Here is an 18295-nt window from a genome sequence, read left to right as displayed (position 1 = left end):
CGACCTGATGCCGAGGTCACGGGGTCACGGTGAAGTCGGCCGTCATGGTGCGGTCGAAGCCGACCTCGCGGCGCGGTCCGGTCAGGGTGAGCCGCAGGGTGGAGTGGATGACCGCGCTCGACGTGCCGACGTGCAGCTCGACCTCGCCGGGGTCGACCTGGCGGTGGCCCGCCCTGCCGGTGTAGGCGGTGAGGTCGGCGTGCAGCTCGGCGCTGACCGTGCGGGTCTCGCCGGACGCGAGGTCGACCTTGAGCGCGCCGATCAGCTGCCGGACCGGCCGTCCGACCTCGGCCACCGGGTCGTGCAGGTAGATCTGGACGACGTCGGTGGTCGGGACCTCGTGGTCGTTGCGCAGCACCACGTGCACCCGGCAGGTGCCGTCGGTCGGCCACTCCCGCGTCTCGCAGCCCGCCGTCACCCAGGTCGCCGGCGCGTAGGAGAGCCCGTGGCCGAACGGGAACAGCGGCGTCGGGTCGACGCTGCTGACCTCGGTGCGCGCGCCGAGCGCCGCGGTGAGGTAGGTCCACGGCTGGCTGGTGCCGGCACCGGGGAAGCTCACCGGCAGCCGGCCGGACGGGTTCGTCCGTCCACTGAGGATGTTCGCGACCGCGGTCGCGCCCTCCACACCGGGGAAGAACCCGCAGACGACGGCGGCCAGGCGGTCGATCTGCCGGTGCAGCTCGTACGGCCTGCCCGACAGCAGCACCAGCACGACCGGGGCACCCGTCGCGAGCACCGCTTCGAGCAGCTCCTCCTGCCTGCCGGGCAGCTTGAGGTCGGTGACGTCGCAGCCCTCGCCGGACGTGCCCGCGCCGAACAGACCGGCCTGGTCGCCGAGCACGACGACGCAGACGTCCGCGTCGCGGGCGGCCTCGGCCGCGGCCTGGATCTCCTCGTCGGTGCCGCCCAGCACCGGGCAGCCCAGTTCGAACACGACGTCGTGGTCGGCCCGCAGCGCCTCCAGCACCGTGGGCACCTCGATGCCCATCGGCACGTCCGGGTGGTGCACGCCGACGTGCAACGGGAACGAGTAGCAGCCCATCACCGCGCCGGCGTCGTTCGCCCGCGGACCGACCACCGCGACCCGCCGCCTGCCGGCCAGCGGCAGCAGACCGTCGTTGTGCAGCAACACGATCGAACGCTCGGCGAGCCGCAGGGCCACCGCGCGGGACTCCTCGTCGTCGAGGTCGATCTCCTCGCCGGAGACGTCCGGGCTGTAGTCCGGGTCGAGCAGGCCGAGCTCCAGCTTCTGCCGCAGCACGCGTTCCAGCGCGCGGTCGACCAGCGCCTCGTCCACCGTGCCCGCGTCGAGCGCGGCCAGCAGCGGTTCGCCGTAACAGTCCACAGTGGGCAGTTCGACGTCGATGCCCGCGGTGAGCGACTGGATCCCGGCGTCCTCGCGGTCGGCGGCCACGCCGTGCAGCCTGTGCAGGAACGGGATGGAGAAGTAGTCGGCGACCACGGTCCCGGTGAAGCCGTACCGCTCACGCAGCCGTTCGGTCAGCAGCCCCACGTCGGCGGCGGCCGGCATGCCGTCGTTGGTGGTGTAGGAGTTCATCACCGACCGCGCGCCCGCGCGCAGCGCCATCTCGAACGGCGGCAGCATCACGTCCGCGAACTCGCGCGGCCCGATCGACGACGGCGCGAGGTTGCGCCCGGCGCGCGAGCCCGAGTGGCCGGCGAAGTGCTTGAGCGTCGCGACGATGCCCGCGGACTCCAGCCCGGCGACGTACGCGCTGCTGATCAGGCCGACCAGGTGCGGGTCCTCGCCGATCGACTCCTCGACCCGGCCCCAGCGCAGGTCGCGCGTCACGTCGAGCACCGGTGCGAGGCCCTGGTGCACGCCGAGCCGGCGCATCGACCGGCCGATCTGCTCGGTCATCCGCCGCACCAGGTCCGGCTCGAAGCTCGCGCCCCAGCACAGCGGGGACGGGAACACGGTGGCCTGCCAGGCGGCGAGCCCGGTGAGGCACTCCTCGTGCACCACCGCGGGAATGCCGAACCGGCTGCGCGTGATGATCTCCCGCTGGGTGCGGGCGAGGCTGCGCACGCCGACGTCGGGTGCGATCGGACGGGTGCCGAACACGCGGGTGAGCTGGCCGAGGCCGTACTGCACCAGCTCGTCGAAGTCCAGCGGCACGGCGAGATCGTGCTGGTGCGGCGCCACTTCTCCGCCGGACTCGATGCCGACCCAGATGCCGTAGAGCTGCGCGACCTTCTCGCGTGTGGTCATCCGGCTGATCAGGTCCTGCACGCGATCGGCCGGTTCGGCCTGCGGATCGCGCCAGAGCTCGCCGGCCGTGGTGGCGTCGGTCGTCACAGATCCTCCAGTGCTCAGGATGGCAACGCGCGCGTCGACTGCCGGACGACGAGCTCGGTGCCGAGCGTGATGTGCGTGTCTGCCGGTTCTTCACCGTTGATGAGCCACACCAGCAACGTGACGGCGCGGCGGCCCATCTCCCGGATCGGTTGCTGCACCGTCGTGAGCGGCGGTGTGCACAGCGCCGATTCGGGGATGTTGTCGAAGCCGACCACCGAGAGGTCCTCCGGCACCCGCAGCCCGAGCTCGCGGGCCGTCTCGATGGTGGCGATGGCGGTGATGTCGTTGGCGGCGAACACGGCCGTCGGCCGGTCCGGTGCGGTCAACAGCTCGCGGGCGGACGCGGCGGCGACGTCCGCGTCGTAGTCACCGCGGCGGATCAGGCTCTCGTCCACCGGCACGCCCGCGCTGGCCAGCGCCCCGCGGTAGCCGGTTTCGCGCTGCTGCGCGGACTTCAGGTCGGGACGGCCGGTGAGCAGCGCGATCCTGCGGTGCCCGCGCGCGAGCAGGTGCTCGGTCGCGAGCCGGCCGCCGTGCAGGTTGTCGGAGTCCACTGTGGGCAGTGCCGCGCGCCCGGTGTGCGGGTCGACGGCGACGACGGGCGTGCCGGGCAGGCCTTCGAGGTCGACGGCGGGCGTGACGAGCACGGCCCCGTCGACCAGCGTGCCGCTCAACCTGGTCAGGTAGCGCTGTTCCCAGCCCTCCGGGTCACCGGTGCGCCCGCCCGCCGAGTACACGACGAGCTCGAAACCGGTGCCGCGGATGGCATCGGCGGCGCCCTTGAGCAGTTCGGTGCTGAACGGCTCTATGTCGGCGACCAGGATCCCGATCACGTTGGTGCGGTGGTTGCGCAGGCTCTGCGCGACCAGGCTCGCCTCGTAGCCGAGCTCCTTGATCACGGCCGTGACCTTCGCGAACGTGTCCGCAGCGACCCCGTAGCGCTGGTTGAGGACCTTGGAGACGGTGGCGACCGAGACGCCTGCCGCGGCGGCGACGTCACGGATCGTGACACGGGAGCGAGGGGGCACGGCGCTCAGGCTAGCCGTGTAAAACGTTATCGACAACGATTGACACGGCGCGTTCGAGCGTGGATTCTCACTAGCCGTCGCGCATCGATCACGCCCCGTCCAACTCGGCCGACGTCGTCAGGAGTGGACCAATGCGTTCCGCAACCATGCATTCAAGGCGGAAGTTGTCCGTCGCCCTCGCCGCCGCGGCGACCCTCCTGCTCGCCGCGTGCAGCGGCTCGGGTGGCGACGCCTCGGCCAACGGGCCGGTCACCCTCACGTGGTGGCACAACCGGACCACCGAACCCATGAAGTCGATCTGGCAGGGAGTGGCCGACGACTTCCACAAGACCCACCCGGACGTCTCGTTCACCATCGAGCCGCTGCAGAACGAGCAGTTCCAGACCAAGGTGCCGCTCGCACTGCAGGGCAACACACCGCCGGACATCTTCCAGCAGTGGGGCGGTGGCTCACTCGTCTCGCAGCTGAGCTCCGGCAAGCTCGCGGACATCACGCAGGCGTCGCAGAGCTGGATCGGCCCGCTCGGCCAGGCGGCCAAGGGCTGGCAGTCCGGCGGCAAGCAGTACGGCGTGCCGTACCAGATGCACGCCGTGGGCTTCTGGTACCGCAAGGACGTCTTCGCGAACGCCGGTGTGACCAGCACCCCGACCACGCTGGACGAGCTGAACGCCGCGGTGGCCAAGCTGAAGGCCGCGAACATCGTGCCGATCGCGGTCGGTGGCAAGGACCGCTGGCCGGACGCGTTCTACTACAACTACTTCGCGATCCGCCAGTGCTCGGTCGACTCGCTGAAGACCGCGATCGACAAGAAGGACTTCTCCGACCCGTGCTTCACCAAGGCGGGCGAGAACCTCAAGGCGTTCATCGACACCAAGCCGTTCCAGGACGGGTTCGTCGGCACTCCGGCCCAGCAGGGCGCGGGCAGCTCGGCGGGCCTGCTCGCGACCGGCAAGGCGGCCATGGAGCTGCAGGGCGACTGGAACCCGGACGTGATGCAGTCGCTGACCGAGGACAAGGACCTGGACTCGAAGCTCGGCTGGTTCCCGTTCCCGGCGGTGCCGGGCGGGCAGGGCGACCCGAACTCCGTGCTCGGCGGCGGTGACGGCTTCTCCTGCACCACGCGTGCGGCCAAGGCGTGCGCGGACTTCCTCGGCTACCTCGTCGGCGAGGAGGTGCAGAAGAAGCTCGCCGCGACCGGATCCGGCCTGCCCGTGCACCCGGCCGCGGTGGCGTCGCTGAAGACCGAGACGCACAAGAAGATCTCGGAGTACGTGTCGAAGGCTCCGCACCTGCAGTTCTACTTCGACATCGCCATGCCGACCAACGTCGGCCAGGCGCTCAACGACGCGATCGCGAACTTCTTCGCCGGGCAGGGCGGGCCGGACACGATCGTGAAGTCGGTGAGCCAGGCGGCCGCCGGGAACAAATGATGAGCACCGCGACCAGTTCGCGGCCGTTGACCGCCCCCAGTCCGCACGCGCCAGCGGCTGGGGGCGCCCGGCGGCGGTCCCGCACGCGCACAAGACTCGAGCTCGCGCTCCTGCTGGCACCGGGTCTGGTGCTGTTCGCCGGGTTCGTGCTGGTGCCGATCTTCGTGGCCGTCTACTACAGCCTCTACTCGTGGAACGGCTTCGGCCCGCTGACGGACTTCGTCGGTCTGGACAACTACGTCGACGCGTTCTCCGGTGACGTGTTCCGCGGCTCGATCGGGCACAACCTGATCATCGCCGCGCTGTCGATCATCGTGCAGCTGCCGTTGAGCATCGGTCTCGCGCTGTTGCTCAACCGGAAACTGCGCGGCCGGACGTTCCTGCGGATGGTGGTCTTCGCGCCGTACGTGCTGTCCGAGGCCGTGACCGCGGTGATCTGGCTGCTCATGCTGCAGCCGGGCGGGTTCGTTGACGAGGTGCTGCGCGGCGTCGGCCTCGACTGGCTCGTGCAGCAGTGGCTGGCCGACCAGCGGATCGTGCTCTACACGCTGTTCGTCGTGATCACCTGGAAGTACATCGGGTTCGGCGTGATCCTGCTGCTCGCCGGGCTGCAGGGCATCCCGGCCGAGCTGCGCGAGGCCGCCGCGCTGGACGGCGCGACGAGCTGGCAGGCCACCCGGCACGTCGTGCTGCCGCTGCTGGGTCCGACGATCCGGGTGTGGATCTTCCTGTCGGTGATCGGGTCGCTGCAGCTGTTCGACCTGGTCTGGATCATGACCCTGGGCGGGCCCGCCAACGCGTCGTCGACCATGGCGACCTACCTGATCGACCACGGCTTCAAGCGCTACGAGTTCGGGTTCGGCAGCGCGGTCGCGGTGATCCTGTTCCTCATCTGCTTCCTGTTCGCGTTGCTGTACCAGCGGTACGCGCTGCGCCGGGACACCGAAGGGGCGGTGGGCTGATGCGCCGCAACGCTGTCGGCTACCTCACGGCGTTCGCCGTCGTCGGCGTCACGGTCGTGCCGTTGCTGTTCGTGCTGCTGGGCGGGTTCCGCACCACGGCGCAGATCAACTCCTCGCCCGCAGGGCTGCCCGGCCCGTGGGTGTGGGACAACTACCGGGACGTGCTGAGCTCGCCGGTGTTCTGGCGGCTGCTCGGCAACAGCGCGTTCATCGCGGTGATCGCGACGACGCTCGCGGTCGTGCTGGGCTCGATGGCGGCCTTCGCGTTGTCCCGTTACGTGTTCAGGGGCCGGGAGGCGTTCTACACGCTGTTCACGCTCGGCCTGCTGTTCCCGCTCGGCGTCGCGACGCTGCCGCTGTACCTGTGGCTGCGCCAGCTCGGCCTGCTGGAGAACCCGCTCGGCGTCGCGATTCCCGAGGCCGCGTTCTCGCTGCCGATCACGATCGTGATCCTGCGGCCGTTCATGCACGCCATCCCCCGCGAGCTGGAGGACGCCGCGCTGCTCGACGGCGCGGCCAAGCTCGGGTTCTTCTGGCGGATCCTGCTGCCGCTGTCGAGGCCCGCTCTGGCCACGGTGTCCGTGCTCGCGTTCGTCAGCAGCTGGAACTTCTTCCTGCTGCCACTGCTCGTGTTCAACGACTCCACCCACTTCACGCTCCCGCTCGGCGTGGCGATGTTCCAGTCCGAGCACACCCAGGACACCGCGAAGGTGCTCGCGTTCACCGCGTTGTCCATGATCCCGGCGCTCACGTTCTTCGTGCTCGCCGAACGCCGCATGGTCGGCGGACTCACCGGTTCGGTGAAGGGCTGACCTTCGCCAGGAGGAGCTCAACGATGATCTCGTCCCTCGCCCGGCGGAACTTCCTGCAACTGATGGCCGCGCTCGCGGTCAGCGAGTACGTGTCCACCCGAGGTGGTTCGGGGAGCTTTCCCCTGGTGTCCAAGGGGAAAGCCACCACCCTCGTGGTCAGCGACGCCGACCATCCCGGTGTCGTGCGGGTCGCGGGCGACCTCCAGTCGGACGTCGAACGCGTCACCGGCGTCAAACCCGCGCTGGTGAACGCGCTGCCGGTGGACGGCGACGTGGTGCTGATCGGGTCGCTCGGCCGCAGCCCGCTGGTGGACTCGCTCGTGACGTCCGGGCAGTTGGACGTCAAGGGGATCGCGGGCAAGTGGGAGACCTCCCTGACCGAGACCGTGCGGACGGGCGGCCGGCGCGTGCTGGTGATCACCGGCAGCGACCCGCGCGGCACGATCTACGGCACCTACGACCTCTCCCGCAACATCGGCGTCTCGCCCTGGTACTGGTGGGACGACGTGCCCGTGGAGCACCACGACGAACTGCACGTGCGGGCAGGACGGCACAGCCTGGGCACGCCGTTCGTCAAGTACCGCGGCATCTTCGTCAACGACGAGAACCCGGCGCTGGGCACGTGGGCGCCGCGGTACTTCGGTCCCGGCAAGGCACCCGGCTACCCCGGCGGCTTCAACCACCTCTTCTGGGAGAAGGTCTTCGAGACCGTCCTGCGCCTGAAGGGGAACTACGTGTGGCCCGCGGTGTGGGGCCGCGCGTTCGCCGAGGACGACCCGCTCAACCACGCCACCGCCAAGCGCTACGGCGTCGTCATGGGCACCTCGCACGAGGCGCCGATGATGCGCGGCATCGAGGAGTGGAACCGCCACGCCAAAGCGGGCCAGGACCCGTACGGCGGCACGGGGGAGTGGAGCTTCCGCCGCAACCCCGACGCGATCAGGGCGTACTGGGCCGACGGCATCAAACGCATGATGGACGAGGACTTCGAGGGCGTCGTCACCGTCGGCATGCGCGGCAACGGCGACACCCAGCTGCCCGACGGCGACAGCATCGAGCTGATGCAGTCGATCCTGACCGCCGAGCAGGAGGTGCTGGCCCGCGTCACCGGCCGTGACCCGGCGTCGATCCCGCAGGTGTGGACGCTCTACAAGGAGGTCCTGCGGTACTGGGACAAGGGGCTGCGGCCGCCCGACCACGTCACCGTCGTGTTCCCGGACGACAACTGGGGCAACCTGTGCCGGCTGCCGGACCGTTCGCTGCCGCCCCGCGCCGGCGGCTACGGCCTGTACTACCACTTCGACTACGTCGGTGGCGGCCGCTGCTACAAGTGGGTCGACACGGCCGCGCTCGCCAACGTGTGGGAGCAGCTCGACCAGGCCGCGCAGTACGGCATCTCACGGCTGTGGGTGGCGAACGTCGGTGACTTCAAGGGCAACGAGCTGCCCGTGCAGTTCTTCCTCGACCAGGCCTGGCGGCCGATGCCGCTGGAGCGGGTGACCGAGTGGGAACGCGACTACGCGGCGCAGAACTTCGGCCGGCGGCTCGCCGCGGAGATCGCCGAGGTGCTGCACACCTACGGCACGCTGCAGGCACGGCGCAAGCCCGAGCTGCTCAACCGCAGGATCACCGGTGAGGGCACCGCGATCGTCTACGACGACAAGATGACCCCGTTCAGCCTGATCCACTACCGCGAGCTGGACCGCGTGACGGAGGAGTGGCGGCGGCTGGGCGAGCGCGCCTCGCGGCTCGCCACTCGGGTACCTCGGTCCTATCAGGACGCCTTCTTCCAACTGGTGCTGTACCCGGTGAAGGCGACCGCGAACCTGTACGAGCTGCGGCACGCGGAGTTCACGAACCTCTTCCACGCGCAGCAAGGCCGTGCGTCGGCCAACGATCTCGCCGCGACGACCGAGGCGCGGTTCGCCGACGACCTCGCGCTGGCCGAGCGGTACAACACCGGGATCGCGGGCGGCAAGTGGCAGGGTTTCCAGACCCAGCCGCACATCGACTACGGCGACGTGGACCGCTACGGCCCGAACGCGCCGTGGCAGCAGCCCGAGAAGGACAACGTGGCGCTGCCCGACGTGATCTTCCCCGCGGTGCGGCGGATCACGCCGGTCTCCGGCGCCGAGATGGGCGTGGCGATCGACGGTTCCGAGCAGTGGTGGCCGTCCTCTTCGGACAGTCCGGTGCTGCCGGAGCTCAGCCCGTTCTCCAGCCAGCCCGCGCCGTTCGTCGACGTCTTCAACCGCGGCACCGAGCCGTTCGGCTGCACGCTGCGCGCCGGGGTGCCCTGGCTGGTGGTGCGGCCGTCGTCCGGCCGGGTCGAGAAGCAGCTGCGGGCGACGGTCTCGGTCGACTGGTCACGGGCACCGAAGGGCACGACGAGCGTGCCGATCGTCGTGTCCGGCGCGGGCCGCACGGTCACCGTGGAGGCGGTGGTCCGCAACCCCGACGTGCCGCGTGCGTGGCGGCAGGGGTTCATGGAGGCCAACGGCTACGTCTCGATCGAGGCGGAACACCACAGCGCGAACATCGGCGTGGGTGGTGTGCAATGGCGGCGGATTCCCGGCATCGGCCGGACCGGGGCGGGCATGAAACCGTTCCCCGTCACCGCCGCGCGGCAGGAGGCCGGTCGCGGGCCGCGGCTGGAGTACCGGATGACGCTGTTCACCTCCGGCGAGGTGACGGTGTGGGCGTACCTCTCGCCCCGTGCCGGCGTCCTGCCCACACCGGGTCTGCGGTACGCGGTGTCGTTCGACGACGAGGCACCTCAGGTCGTCGACGTGATCAAGGCGTCCGGCGCCGACCACTCGCTGATGAACCGGCAGTGGGAGCGGATCACCTCCGACAACGTCAACCGCATGGCCACCAGGCACGTGCTCACCCCCGGACCGCACGTGCTCCGGTTCTGGATGGTCGATCCGACCGTCGTCGTGCAGAAGCTCGTCGTGGACACCGGCGGACTGCGACCGAGCTACCTCGGACCGCCGGAGAGCACAAGGTTGTAGCCAACCACAAGGAGCGACAATGAAGTTGCGCTTACCACAGGTTCTCGCGATCACGGCGGCGGCGGCCGTGATGGCGACGAGCCAGGCGGTTCCCGCGTCGGCGGCGGGACCGTTGAAGAGCATCACCAGCAGGGTCGTCGGTAGTGCGGTAGCTGCCCAGAACCTCAACGAGGCCGACTTCAAGTCGGTGCTGACACGCGAGTTCGGCAACATCACGCCCGAGAACGAGATGAAGTGGGCGAGCGTCGAGCCGAACCGCGGCCAGTACAACTGGGGCGGTGCCGACGCGATCGTCAACTTCGCCCAGCAGAACCGCATGACCGTGCGCGGGCACACGCTGGTGTGGCACAGCCAGTACCCGAACTACCTGAACAACCTCAGCTCCGCGGAGCTGCGCAGCGTGACCCAGCAGCACATCAACACCGAGATGGGCCGCTACAAGGGCAAGATCCGCGCGTGGGACGTCGTCAACGAGATGTTCAACGAGGACGGTTCGCGCCGGCAGTCGATCTTCCAGCAGAAGCTCGGCGACGGGTACGTGGCGGACGCGTTCCGCTGGGCCCGTGCCGCGGACCCGTCGGCCAAGCTCTACATCAACGACTACAACACCGAAGGCATCAACGCCAAGAGCACCGGCCTGTACAACATGGTGAAGGCGCTCAAGCAGCAGGGCGTGCCGATCGACGGCATCGGCATCCAGACGCACCTGGCGACCAAGTACGCCTTCCCGTCGAGCTTCCGCCAGAACATGGAGCGGTTCGCCGCGCTGGGACTCGACATCGCGATCACCGAGGCCGACGTGCGCGTCCCGCTGCCGGCCGACGCGGCGAAGCTCAACACCCAGGCGAGCTACTACAAGCAGATCTGGGACGCGTGCCACGCCGTCTCGCGGTGCGTGGAGTTCACGACGTGGGGTTACACCGATCGCCACTCGTGGATCCCGGGGACGTTCCCCGGTGAGGGGGCCGCGTGCCTCTTCGACACGAACCTGCGGCCGAAGCCGGCGTACCAGCGCATCAACCCCTGAGATTCAACCCTGAGATGAGGCCGTGAGCGGTTCCGGCCGACCAGGGATGGCCGGAACCGCTCACGCACTACCGGCGGAAGAGCCGCGTGGGGACCGCCTCCGCCAGGACCCGGTAACCCGCCGGGTTCAGGTGGAGGTGGTCGCCCACGTCGACCGCGGGCAGCAGCTGCCGGGGCGCGGCCGGATCGCGCACGGCGGCGTCGAAGTCGATGACGGCGTCGAAGCGGCGGCTCGTGCGGATCCACCGGTTCACGGTCTGCCTGGCCGTCTCGCGGAAACCACCGGGGTCGTCGTAGAAGCTGCCGCCGAACGGGAGCAGCGTCGCGCCGAACACCGCCAGGTCGTGCGCGTGGGCCCGGTCGAGGATCTGCTCGTACCCGGCGAGCAGGTCCTCGGCGACCTTCTTCTGGGAGCTCTCGTCGGGAGCCGCCGTGCCGATGTCGTTGATGCCCTCGAACAGCAGCAGCCACGCGACACCGCTCTGCGCCAGCAGATCCCGGTCGAGCCGGGCCAGCACGCTGGGCCCGAGGCCGTCGTGCAGCACCCGGTTGCCGCCGGCGGCCTGGTTGAGCACCGCGACCCCGCGCCGTTCGGCCTGCAGCCGGTCGAAGAGCCGGTCGGGCCAGCGGTCGTTGCCGTTGGTCGTGGACCCGCGGCCGTCGGTCAGCGAGTCGCCGATCACCACCACCGCGGCCGCCTCGGCGACGACCTCGATGCCGCTGAAGAAGTACCAGTGGTCGGTCGTCGTGGCGCCGGACAGGTCGTCCGCCTCGACGTGGTTGCCCGCCAGGAGGTGGGACGTGGTGCGGGAACCGGGATGCGCGGTGATCGAGCTGGACGCCTGCCCGTCGGCGAGGTACACGCTCACCGTGACGTTCGTGCCGGGCTTGAGCGCGAAGTCCAGCGGGTCGGACACGGCCAGTGCACCGACCGGGATGTCCACAGAGGACCTGCGGTTGAACGTGACCCTTCGCACCGTTCCGGGCACGACCGCACTGCCACCGGCTTTGGTCGCGAGCGCGACGGTGACCGCCGTGATGGGGAGGTTCGCGCCGCCGAAGGCGTTGGAGAAGCGCAACCGCATCCGCCGGCCGCCGATGGTGACCCGGACGGTCTGGCGCAACGTCGCGTTCGCCAGCACGAGGTTGTCCTGGGTGAACGGTGGTGGCGGCATGTTGCCCGGCTCGCACAGCTGCGGCATGGACACCCAGGTGTTGACCCAGCGAGCCCCTGCCTTGCCGTCCGCGACCGCCGTTTTGGTGCCGGACAGCGCGACCGTCGCGACGGCCGCGCCGAGGAGTGAACGTCTGCGCATGATCCCCCGCCTTTCCGGAAATACTCCCGAAATCGCAACGTAGGGGAGGGTCGCAGGGCCGTCAATCACCCGTGTGAAAGCGCTTTCCTCTCGCCAGGCGTGTGGTCGTCTGGCGGTTTTGGGCTGTGCGGCAGGAGGGAGGCATCTCCTGCCGCACAGGTTCTTGGGGCCGGTTAGACCTTCTCGCGGCGGTACAGTCCCGCCGCGAGGCTCACCCCGCCGGCCGCGAGCGCGATCTGGATGAGCAGCTCGATCCAGTCGATGCCGCGGGTGTGCGCGACGCCGAGCTTGGTGGCGGCGAACGTGCCGATCAACGCCGCGCCGATGCCGATGCCGATGGTCAGCCAGAGCGGGATGCGTTGCCTGCCCGGCACGACCAGTCTGCCTAGTGCGCCGATGATCAGGCCGATGATCAGTGCGCTGAAGATTCCGGAAATGGCCACTGGGTGCTCCTCGGGTGACTCGGGCGGGGATCAGTCTTCGTCGCCGAAGAAGTCGTCGGCCATCTCGCTCAGGACCATGCCGCCGACGACGCCCGCGGCACCGGCGGCGAGCATGCCGCCCATGCCGGGACCCGTACGTCGGCCGGGCTGCTGGGGCTGGCTGAGTTGACCGAACTGGCCGGGCTGGCCGAACTGGCCGGGCTGGCCGGAGTGGTCGAACTGGCTGGGCTGACCGGCGAACACGGGGTTCGCGCCGCCGCGCTCGGCCACCTGGACGAGCCAGCCGCTGATCGCCGACGCCCAGTCGGTGACCAGCGCCTCCTGGTGCGAGACCCGGAAACGCCCGAACAGCTCACCGCCGCGCCGATCGGCCTCCAGCAGGACCTGCAGCTCCTGCGCGTCCGTGACGAACGTCAGCTCGACCTGGCCGATCCGGCCGGCGAACTGGGCGGGCGGGAGGAACGAGAGCTTCTGCGGCACCTCGGCGTCGGTGCCGCGGAAGGAGAAACCGAGCAGGCCGACGGCGTCCAGCACCTTGTCCTGCGAGGGCAACGGGGTGATGGCCACCGGGTCGAGATCGCCCCTGTCCGGCGCGCCCGCGATCAGCAGCTCGGTCCGCACGCCCACGGTCACGCCGCCCAGCTGGGCGCCGCCGGCCGCGGTGATCGGGGTCTCCCACGGGATCGGCAGCTGGAACGGGATCGACACCAGCTGCCCGGCCGGCACCCGCACGTTCTGCTGCACGACCACCCGGAAGTGCTCGGCGTGCGGGACGAGCGACAGCACGACCTGGCCGATCTCGGCGTCCGCGCTGCCGCCCTGGACGCGCACCTGTCCGGTGACGAGCTGGCCTGGCATGGCGTGGGGTGAGTCCAGCACGGTGTCGACGGACGGGCCGCCTACACCGAAGGCACTCAGCATCCGCTTGAACATCGCGCCGTCTCCTCGTGTGGGGTGGGTCTGCACCGAAGTCTTCCGGCGCGCGGCCGGTCCTCCCAGCTGCCGGACGTCCGGAACCCCTCGGCTACCCGGCTGGAACCGACCCCGCCGGGTGGCGGTCCGGTCCACTGTGGACGCGCGGTCGGCAGACGAACGGCTCTACCGCGCACCGGCACGTGCTCGGCAGCATCGGCACGCATGACGGTTCAGCTGAAGGCGGCCCGGGCGATCGCGTCGTCGGGCCTGCTCATCACATCCCTGCTCGTCATCCCACCACCCGCGACCGCGGCCACCAACCTGGCCCTGAACAGGCCGGCGACCGGTTCCGCCGCCTGTGCGAGCACCGAAGGCCCGGAGAAGGCGGTCAACGGCAGCACCAGCGGTGGCAACAGCGACAAGTGGTGCTCGGCGGCGTCGGCCAGGTACCTGCAGGTCGACCTCGGGGTCTCGGCGTCGGTCACCGGTTTCGCCATCGCGCACGCCGGTGCCGGTGGTGAGCCGGCCGCCTACAACACCAAGGCGTTCACCATCCAGTTGTCCACCGACGGCACCACCTGGACCACCGCGGTGACGGTCACGAACAACACCGCGAACACGACGACCCACCCGATCACCGCGACCAACGCCCGCTACGCCAAGCTCGTCGTCACCACGCCGACCCAGAGCGCCGACCAGGCCGCGCGGATCTACGAGTTCGAGGTGCTCGGCACCAGCACCGGCGACCCCGGCGGCGGCAGCATCGCGGTGTTCGACCACATCCCGCAGTTCGGCATCTACACCAGCGAGGACCCGGCCGGCTACACCCCGCCCGCGGGCGTGCTGATGTGGAACCGGGGCACCGAGTTCGCGAGGAGGCTGACCGACGCGGAGAAGGCGTTGATCGGCGACGACCTGCGGGCGCGGGTCAGCTATCACGCGCAGTGCGACAACTACGACCGGATCGGCACGGTCTTCTACGTCGCCGTGCCGAAGGGCACCACGCCGACCGCGACCACGCCGAGAGTGACGCTGCAGGACTTCATCACCCCCTTCAGCAACTACTGGCGCGGCACCAAGGCGAACTACACCTTCCCGGACGCCGACCTCGGCCCGTACGCCGGTGCGCTCGCGGACCCGGACAAGGACGTCTACCTCGGCATCGGCGGCGGTTCGAACCCGTACCGCGGTGACCCGTGCGACTCTCACAGCGAGCTCACCCCCGAGTTCAAGGCGATCGGCTTCAAGTACTCGCTGTCGCTGATCTCCTCCTCGTGGCTCACCGCGCGCGACCACGACGTCACCGGGATGATCTCCGGTGTCCGCGAGACCACGAACTCGATCACCGCGGGTCCGGTGCGGCACACCGCGACCGGCAACCGCGGCGACATCGCGCTGGTGATCGCGGGCTACGGCTCGGCGGCGGGCGGTGAGGAGTACTCCAACACGACGGTCACCGTGTCGGTGAACGGCACCCGCGCCGGCTCGTTCTCCACCGCGGTGGACTGCGCGAACCTGGAGCAGTACAGCCCCGACGGCAATCCTGGCATCTTCCGCAACAACACCACGAGCAACCCGCGCAGCTGGTGCCCCGGCGGGGTGATCCCGAGCCGCTACTTCCCGACCGGTGACATCGCCGGGAAGGACGTCGCCGTCACCATCGGCATCGCCCGCCAGGTGCCGTACGTCGGCGACTCCGGCTATCGGACCAGCGTCTCCCTGCTGGAGCGCTGAACAACTGGGTGAGCGCTAACAAGCGTCGGGTGCAACTGTGATCGATGAAACCGGTGAGCCGCATCTTGATGTACGCGGCTCACCGGCCTCATACTGCGTCCCGGCCCGCAGAAGCGGCCACTCACCCCGACACCGGAGCACCGCGCTGCCCAAGGTGAGCGTTAACACCGCGAGGGCGGAAGGTTCCGGCTGCTCGGCTGACGGGACGGGTTGACGATGATCGGTCGACGAGGACTGCTCGCAGGTGCGGCGGGAGCCGCGGTCGCCGGTGCCCTCGGCACCAGGTTCGCCCAGGCCCAGGCCACCTACTCGGGCTACGTCATGGCGTACTTCACCGAGTCGCCATCGATGGCCGCCGCCGACTACGGCCTGCACCTGGCCGTCAGCTCCGACGGCCTCGACTGGATGCCGCTGAACCAGAACAAGCCGGTGGTGACACCGACCGCGGGCACCGGCGGCCTGCGCGACCCGTTCGTCCTGCGCCTGCGCAACGGCGCGTTCGTGGTGATCGCGACCGACCTCAAGGGCACGGACTGGTCGCAGCAGAACCAGTACGTCCACGTCTGGGACTCGGCGGACCTGCGCGCGTTCACCGGCTACCGCAGGGTCAAGCTGCACTCGATGCCCACGCACAGCTGGGCGCCGGAGGCCTTCTGGGACCCGTCGCGCAACCAGTACGCGATCATCTACTCGGCGGTCTACGGCGGCCACGACGTCATCATGGTCAACTACACCACCGACTTCGTGAACGTCGGCCCGGCCCAGGTCTTCTACGACCCGGGCCACGCCACCATCGACGGCAACGTCGTGACCGTCAACGGCGTCAATTACCTCTACGTCAAGAACAACACGAACAGCACGCTCGTCGGCGCGCGCTCGTCCTCGCTCAACCCCGGCAGCTTCACCACCTACCAGACCGGCATCTCACCGGGACGTGGCGTCGAGGCACCGCAGATCGTCAAGTCGCTGACGCAGAACCGCTGGTACATGTGGGGCGACACGTGGAGCCCGAACGGCAGGTTCTTCTGCTGGCAGACCACCGATCTCGCGAGCGGCGGCTGGGCCCTGCTCAGCGACCGCGACTACACGCAACCCCTGAACTCCAAGCACCTCGGCATCACCCCGATCACGGCCGCCGAGCTGTCGGGCCTCACCTCCCGGTGGGGGACTCCCGCGTGGCGGCGCATCAAGTCCTACAACTACCCCGACCGCTACGTGCGGCACGCGGACAACGTCGGCCGGATCGACGCCTACCCGTTCGACCCGTACGCCGACCAGCTGTGGAAACTGGTGCCGGGACTCGCGGACTCCTCCGGCGTCTCCTTCGAGTCGGTCAACTTCCCGGGTTCCTACCTGCGGCACTTCGACTACGCGCTCCGGCTCGCGCCCGACGACGGTTCCGCGACGTTCCGCGCGGACGCGACGTTCCGCCAGATGCCGGGACTCGCCGACGCGAGCTGGACGTCGTTCCGGTCGTTCAACTACCCGGACCGCTACCTGCGGCACTACAACTCGTTGCTGCGCATCGACCCGATCAGCAGCTCCTCCTCCACAGTGGACAAGCTCGACGCGACCTTCCGCGTCACGTACTGACCTCACTCCAGCACGAACGTCGCGTCCGCCCGCGCCTGCGCGTCACCTGCTGCCTGCAGGTGCAGCAGTCCGTTGCTGTGCCTCAGGTACAGGCCGGGGAAGTTCACCGACTCGAACGACACCGCCGAGCCGTCGGCGAGGCCCGCGCGTTGCGAGAAGCTGGCGTCGTTGCGGAACAGCGTGCTGTTGTCGCTGCGCTCGACCCACAGCTCGTTGTCGCGGTGGCGCAGGTAGTAGCCGGGGAAGTTCACCGACTCCAGCGACACCGTGCCGGAGCCGGTCAGCCCGGCCACCACCCTGAACTGGGAGTCGGCCAGCGGCGCCACGTCGGCCTCCAGCTTCGCGCGGAAGTCCCAGTGCCGCACGAACTTCTCGGGCACGTTGTACGACCTGAGCCGGACCGGCGTGGGGCCGTCGGGCACCGGGACGCCGAAGTCCGGTGTGCCGTCGGCCTTGTAGTAGACCTTCTGCACGCGCGTGCGGCGGTTCGGGTCGTTGAGCGGGTCACCGTTGATGTCGCGGTAGTTGCGGTCGTGGTAGACCATGACGTCGCTGCGGCCGTCCTCGGACACCGTGAACGAGTTGTGGCCCGGCCCGTACTGACCGGTCGTGCTGTTGGTGGTGAACACCGGTTCGGCGCTCTTGGTCCACGAGGCGGCGTTGAGCAGGTCGGCCGACGCCGGCGCGGTCAGCATGCCGAGGCAGTAGTTCGCGTCGGTGGCGCTGGCCGAGTAGGTCAGGAAGATCCTCCCGTTGCGCTGCAGGACCGTCGGGCCTTCCGCCACCTTGTACCCGCGGGTCTCCCAGGGCAGCGTCGGCACCGTCAGCCGCGTGACCGTGCCGGTGATCGTCCACGGGTCCGCGCCCGTGCGCGCGATGTAGAGGTTCGAGTTCGTGGCGATGCCGGGTTCCTGCTGCGCCCAGATCAGGTACCGCACACCGTTGTTGACGAACGTCGAGGCGTCGAGCGAGAAGGTGTCCCACGGGGTCGTGATGCGGCCGCGTTCGGTCCAGGTTCCGGTCAACGGGTCGGCGCTGGAGCTCTCCAGCACCCACATCCGGATGCGCCAGATGTCGTCACTGCGTCCCGCGGCGAAGTACACGTACCACTTGCCGTTGATGAAGTGGATCTCCGGCGCCCAGATGTGGGCGGCCATGTCACCGCTGGAGTGCTTGCGCCAGATCACGGTCTCCGGCGCCGTGGCGAGGCCCTGGATCGTGGTGGCGCGGCGCAGGACGATCCGGTCGTACTCCGGCACGGTCGCGGTGAAGTAGTAGAAACCGTCGCTGTGCTTGAAGATGTGCGGGTCGGCGCGCCGTTCCGCGATCGGGTTGGTGTACCGCACCGCGGGTGTCGCGCCCGCCTGCGTCACGGGCATCCCGGCCAGGCAGGCGACGGCCGCCAGTGCCAGCACGGCCAGGCGGAAGGTCTTGTTCATCGTCTGTCCCTAAGGTTGAGGTTGTTCGGGGTGAGTGCTCCGGATGCCCAGTGCGATGGGGTGTGGCTTATCGGTTGTCGGCCGCACGGTGGCTCGAAAGGAATGGCCGCCCCGTCGTTCTGGACGCCCTGGCCACTGATTCAGATCTGGTGCGGACCGTCGCTGTTTAGGGACCTGTAGGCGGGGCTGTCCATGGGGTTTACCTGCGGTATCAGGAGTACGTACGTGACGGATCGGCCACTGGTCTGGGTCGGTGTCGACGT

13 protein-coding genes are annotated in these 18295 nt (G+C 69.4%); 7 read left to right on the top strand and 6 right to left on the bottom strand.

Annotated features, from left to right (window positions below):
- Window positions 1-16: 16 nt before the first annotated feature.
- Complete coding sequence (locus ACWEIJ_RS04415) at window positions 17-2320, bottom strand: beta-glucosidase (protein ID WP_449835760.1); 2304 nt, start codon at window positions 2318-2320, stop codon at window positions 17-19.
- A gap of 14 nt (window positions 2321-2334) precedes the next feature.
- A complete protein-coding gene (locus ACWEIJ_RS04410; RefSeq protein ID WP_449835759.1) occupies window positions 2335-3348 on the bottom strand; it encodes a LacI family DNA-binding transcriptional regulator in 1014 nt (337 codons plus the stop codon).
- Window positions 3349-3479: 131 nt separating this feature from the next.
- Between ACWEIJ_RS04410 and ACWEIJ_RS04405 the strand changes: the two genes are divergently transcribed.
- Genes ACWEIJ_RS04405 through ACWEIJ_RS04385 form a run of 5 tightly spaced genes read left to right on the top strand, consistent with a single transcriptional unit; the run spans window position 3480 to window position 10593 of the window.
- On the top strand, window positions 3480-4778 hold the full coding sequence (locus ACWEIJ_RS04405) for an extracellular solute-binding protein (RefSeq protein WP_449835758.1): 1299 nt from the start codon (window positions 3480-3482) through the stop codon (window positions 4776-4778).
- Window positions 4778-5740: a carbohydrate ABC transporter permease gene (locus ACWEIJ_RS04400; protein WP_449835757.1), complete on the top strand. Its 963-nt coding sequence runs from the start codon at window positions 4778-4780 to the stop codon at window positions 5738-5740. The genes ACWEIJ_RS04405 and ACWEIJ_RS04400 overlap by 1 nt, the downstream gene beginning before the upstream one ends.
- A complete protein-coding gene (locus ACWEIJ_RS04395; RefSeq protein WP_449835756.1) occupies window positions 5740-6552 on the top strand; it encodes a carbohydrate ABC transporter permease in 813 nt (270 codons plus the stop codon). Before ACWEIJ_RS04400 ends, ACWEIJ_RS04395 begins: the two co-directional genes overlap by 1 nt.
- Before the next feature lie 23 nt (window positions 6553-6575).
- On the top strand, window positions 6576-9566 hold the full coding sequence (locus tag ACWEIJ_RS04390; RefSeq protein ID WP_449835755.1) for a glycosyl hydrolase 115 family protein: 2991 nt from the start codon (window positions 6576-6578) through the stop codon (window positions 9564-9566).
- 19 nt (window positions 9567-9585) lie between these two features.
- Window positions 9586-10593 carry an endo-1,4-beta-xylanase gene (locus ACWEIJ_RS04385; RefSeq protein WP_449835754.1) on the top strand — a complete coding sequence of 336 codons (1008 nt, stop codon included), beginning with the start codon at window positions 9586-9588 and terminating at the stop codon, window positions 10591-10593.
- A 67-nt stretch (window positions 10594-10660) separates the two neighbouring features.
- On the opposite strand, the gene ACWEIJ_RS04380 is transcribed toward ACWEIJ_RS04385, so the two are convergent.
- The 3 genes from ACWEIJ_RS04380 to ACWEIJ_RS04370 form a co-directional block, all read right to left on the bottom strand.
- Window positions 10661-11908, bottom strand: coding sequence for an SGNH/GDSL hydrolase family protein (locus ACWEIJ_RS04380; protein WP_449835753.1), 1248 nt, complete (start codon window positions 11906-11908; stop codon window positions 10661-10663).
- Between the two features lie 173 nt (window positions 11909-12081).
- Complete coding sequence (locus ACWEIJ_RS04375; RefSeq protein ID WP_449835752.1) at window positions 12082-12351, bottom strand: GlsB/YeaQ/YmgE family stress response membrane protein; 270 nt, start codon at window positions 12349-12351, stop codon at window positions 12082-12084.
- Window positions 12352-12381: 30 nt separating this feature from the next.
- Window positions 12382-13284 carry a sporulation protein gene (locus ACWEIJ_RS04370; protein ID WP_449835751.1) on the bottom strand — a complete coding sequence of 301 codons (903 nt, stop codon included), beginning with the start codon at window positions 13282-13284 and terminating at the stop codon, window positions 12382-12384.
- Between the two features lie 204 nt (window positions 13285-13488).
- Between ACWEIJ_RS04370 and ACWEIJ_RS04365 the strand changes: the two genes are divergently transcribed.
- Both ACWEIJ_RS04365 and ACWEIJ_RS04360 read left to right on the top strand, forming a co-directional pair.
- Entirely contained in the window at window positions 13489-15000 is a 1512-nt protein-coding gene (locus ACWEIJ_RS04365; RefSeq protein ID WP_449835750.1) for a discoidin domain-containing protein, read from the top strand.
- 216 nt (window positions 15001-15216) lie between these two features.
- Window positions 15217-16593, top strand: a complete 1377-nt coding sequence (locus ACWEIJ_RS04360) for a glycoside hydrolase family 43 protein (protein WP_449835749.1) — start codon at window positions 15217-15219, stop codon at window positions 16591-16593.
- Window positions 16594-16595: 2 nt separating this feature from the next.
- Here ACWEIJ_RS04360 and ACWEIJ_RS04355 read toward each other — a convergent pair whose 3' ends face one another.
- Complete coding sequence (locus tag ACWEIJ_RS04355; protein ID WP_449835748.1) at window positions 16596-18032, bottom strand: family 43 glycosylhydrolase; 1437 nt, start codon at window positions 18030-18032, stop codon at window positions 16596-16598.
- Window positions 18033-18295 lie beyond the last annotated feature (263 nt).

The organism is Lentzea sp. NPDC004789, from assembly GCF_053601075.1.
Note: the sequence above shows the minus strand (reverse complement) of the source record. Positions and strands in the feature narration are given on the sequence as shown.

What these genes read in the sequence shown, in the direction of transcription:
- ACWEIJ_RS04385 (WP_449835754.1), top strand. Translation starts at nt 9,586, where the DNA reads ATGAAGTTGCGCTTACCACAGGTTCTCGCGATCACGGCGGCGGCGGCC.
- ACWEIJ_RS04390 (WP_449835755.1), top strand. Translation starts at nt 6,576, where the DNA reads ATGATCTCGTCCCTCGCCCGGCGGAACTTCCTGCAACTGATGGCCGCG.
- ACWEIJ_RS04360 (WP_449835749.1), top strand. Translation starts at nt 15,217, where the DNA reads ATGATCGGTCGACGAGGACTGCTCGCAGGTGCGGCGGGAGCCGCGGTC.
- ACWEIJ_RS04400 (WP_449835757.1), top strand. Translation starts at nt 4,778, where the DNA reads ATGAGCACCGCGACCAGTTCGCGGCCGTTGACCGCCCCCAGTCCGCAC.
- ACWEIJ_RS04405 (WP_449835758.1), top strand. Translation starts at nt 3,480, where the DNA reads ATGCGTTCCGCAACCATGCATTCAAGGCGGAAGTTGTCCGTCGCCCTC.
- ACWEIJ_RS04395 (WP_449835756.1), top strand. Translation starts at nt 5,740, where the DNA reads ATGCGCCGCAACGCTGTCGGCTACCTCACGGCGTTCGCCGTCGTCGGC.
- ACWEIJ_RS04365 (WP_449835750.1), top strand. Translation starts at nt 13,489, where the DNA reads ATGACGGTTCAGCTGAAGGCGGCCCGGGCGATCGCGTCGTCGGGCCTG.
- ACWEIJ_RS04370 (WP_449835751.1), bottom strand. Translation starts at nt 13,284, where the DNA reads ATGTTCAAGCGGATGCTGAGTGCCTTCGGTGTAGGCGGCCCGTCCGTC.
- ACWEIJ_RS04380 (WP_449835753.1), bottom strand. Translation starts at nt 11,908, where the DNA reads ATGCGCAGACGTTCACTCCTCGGCGCGGCCGTCGCGACGGTCGCGCTG.
- ACWEIJ_RS04355 (WP_449835748.1), bottom strand. Translation starts at nt 18,032, where the DNA reads ATGAACAAGACCTTCCGCCTGGCCGTGCTGGCACTGGCGGCCGTCGCC.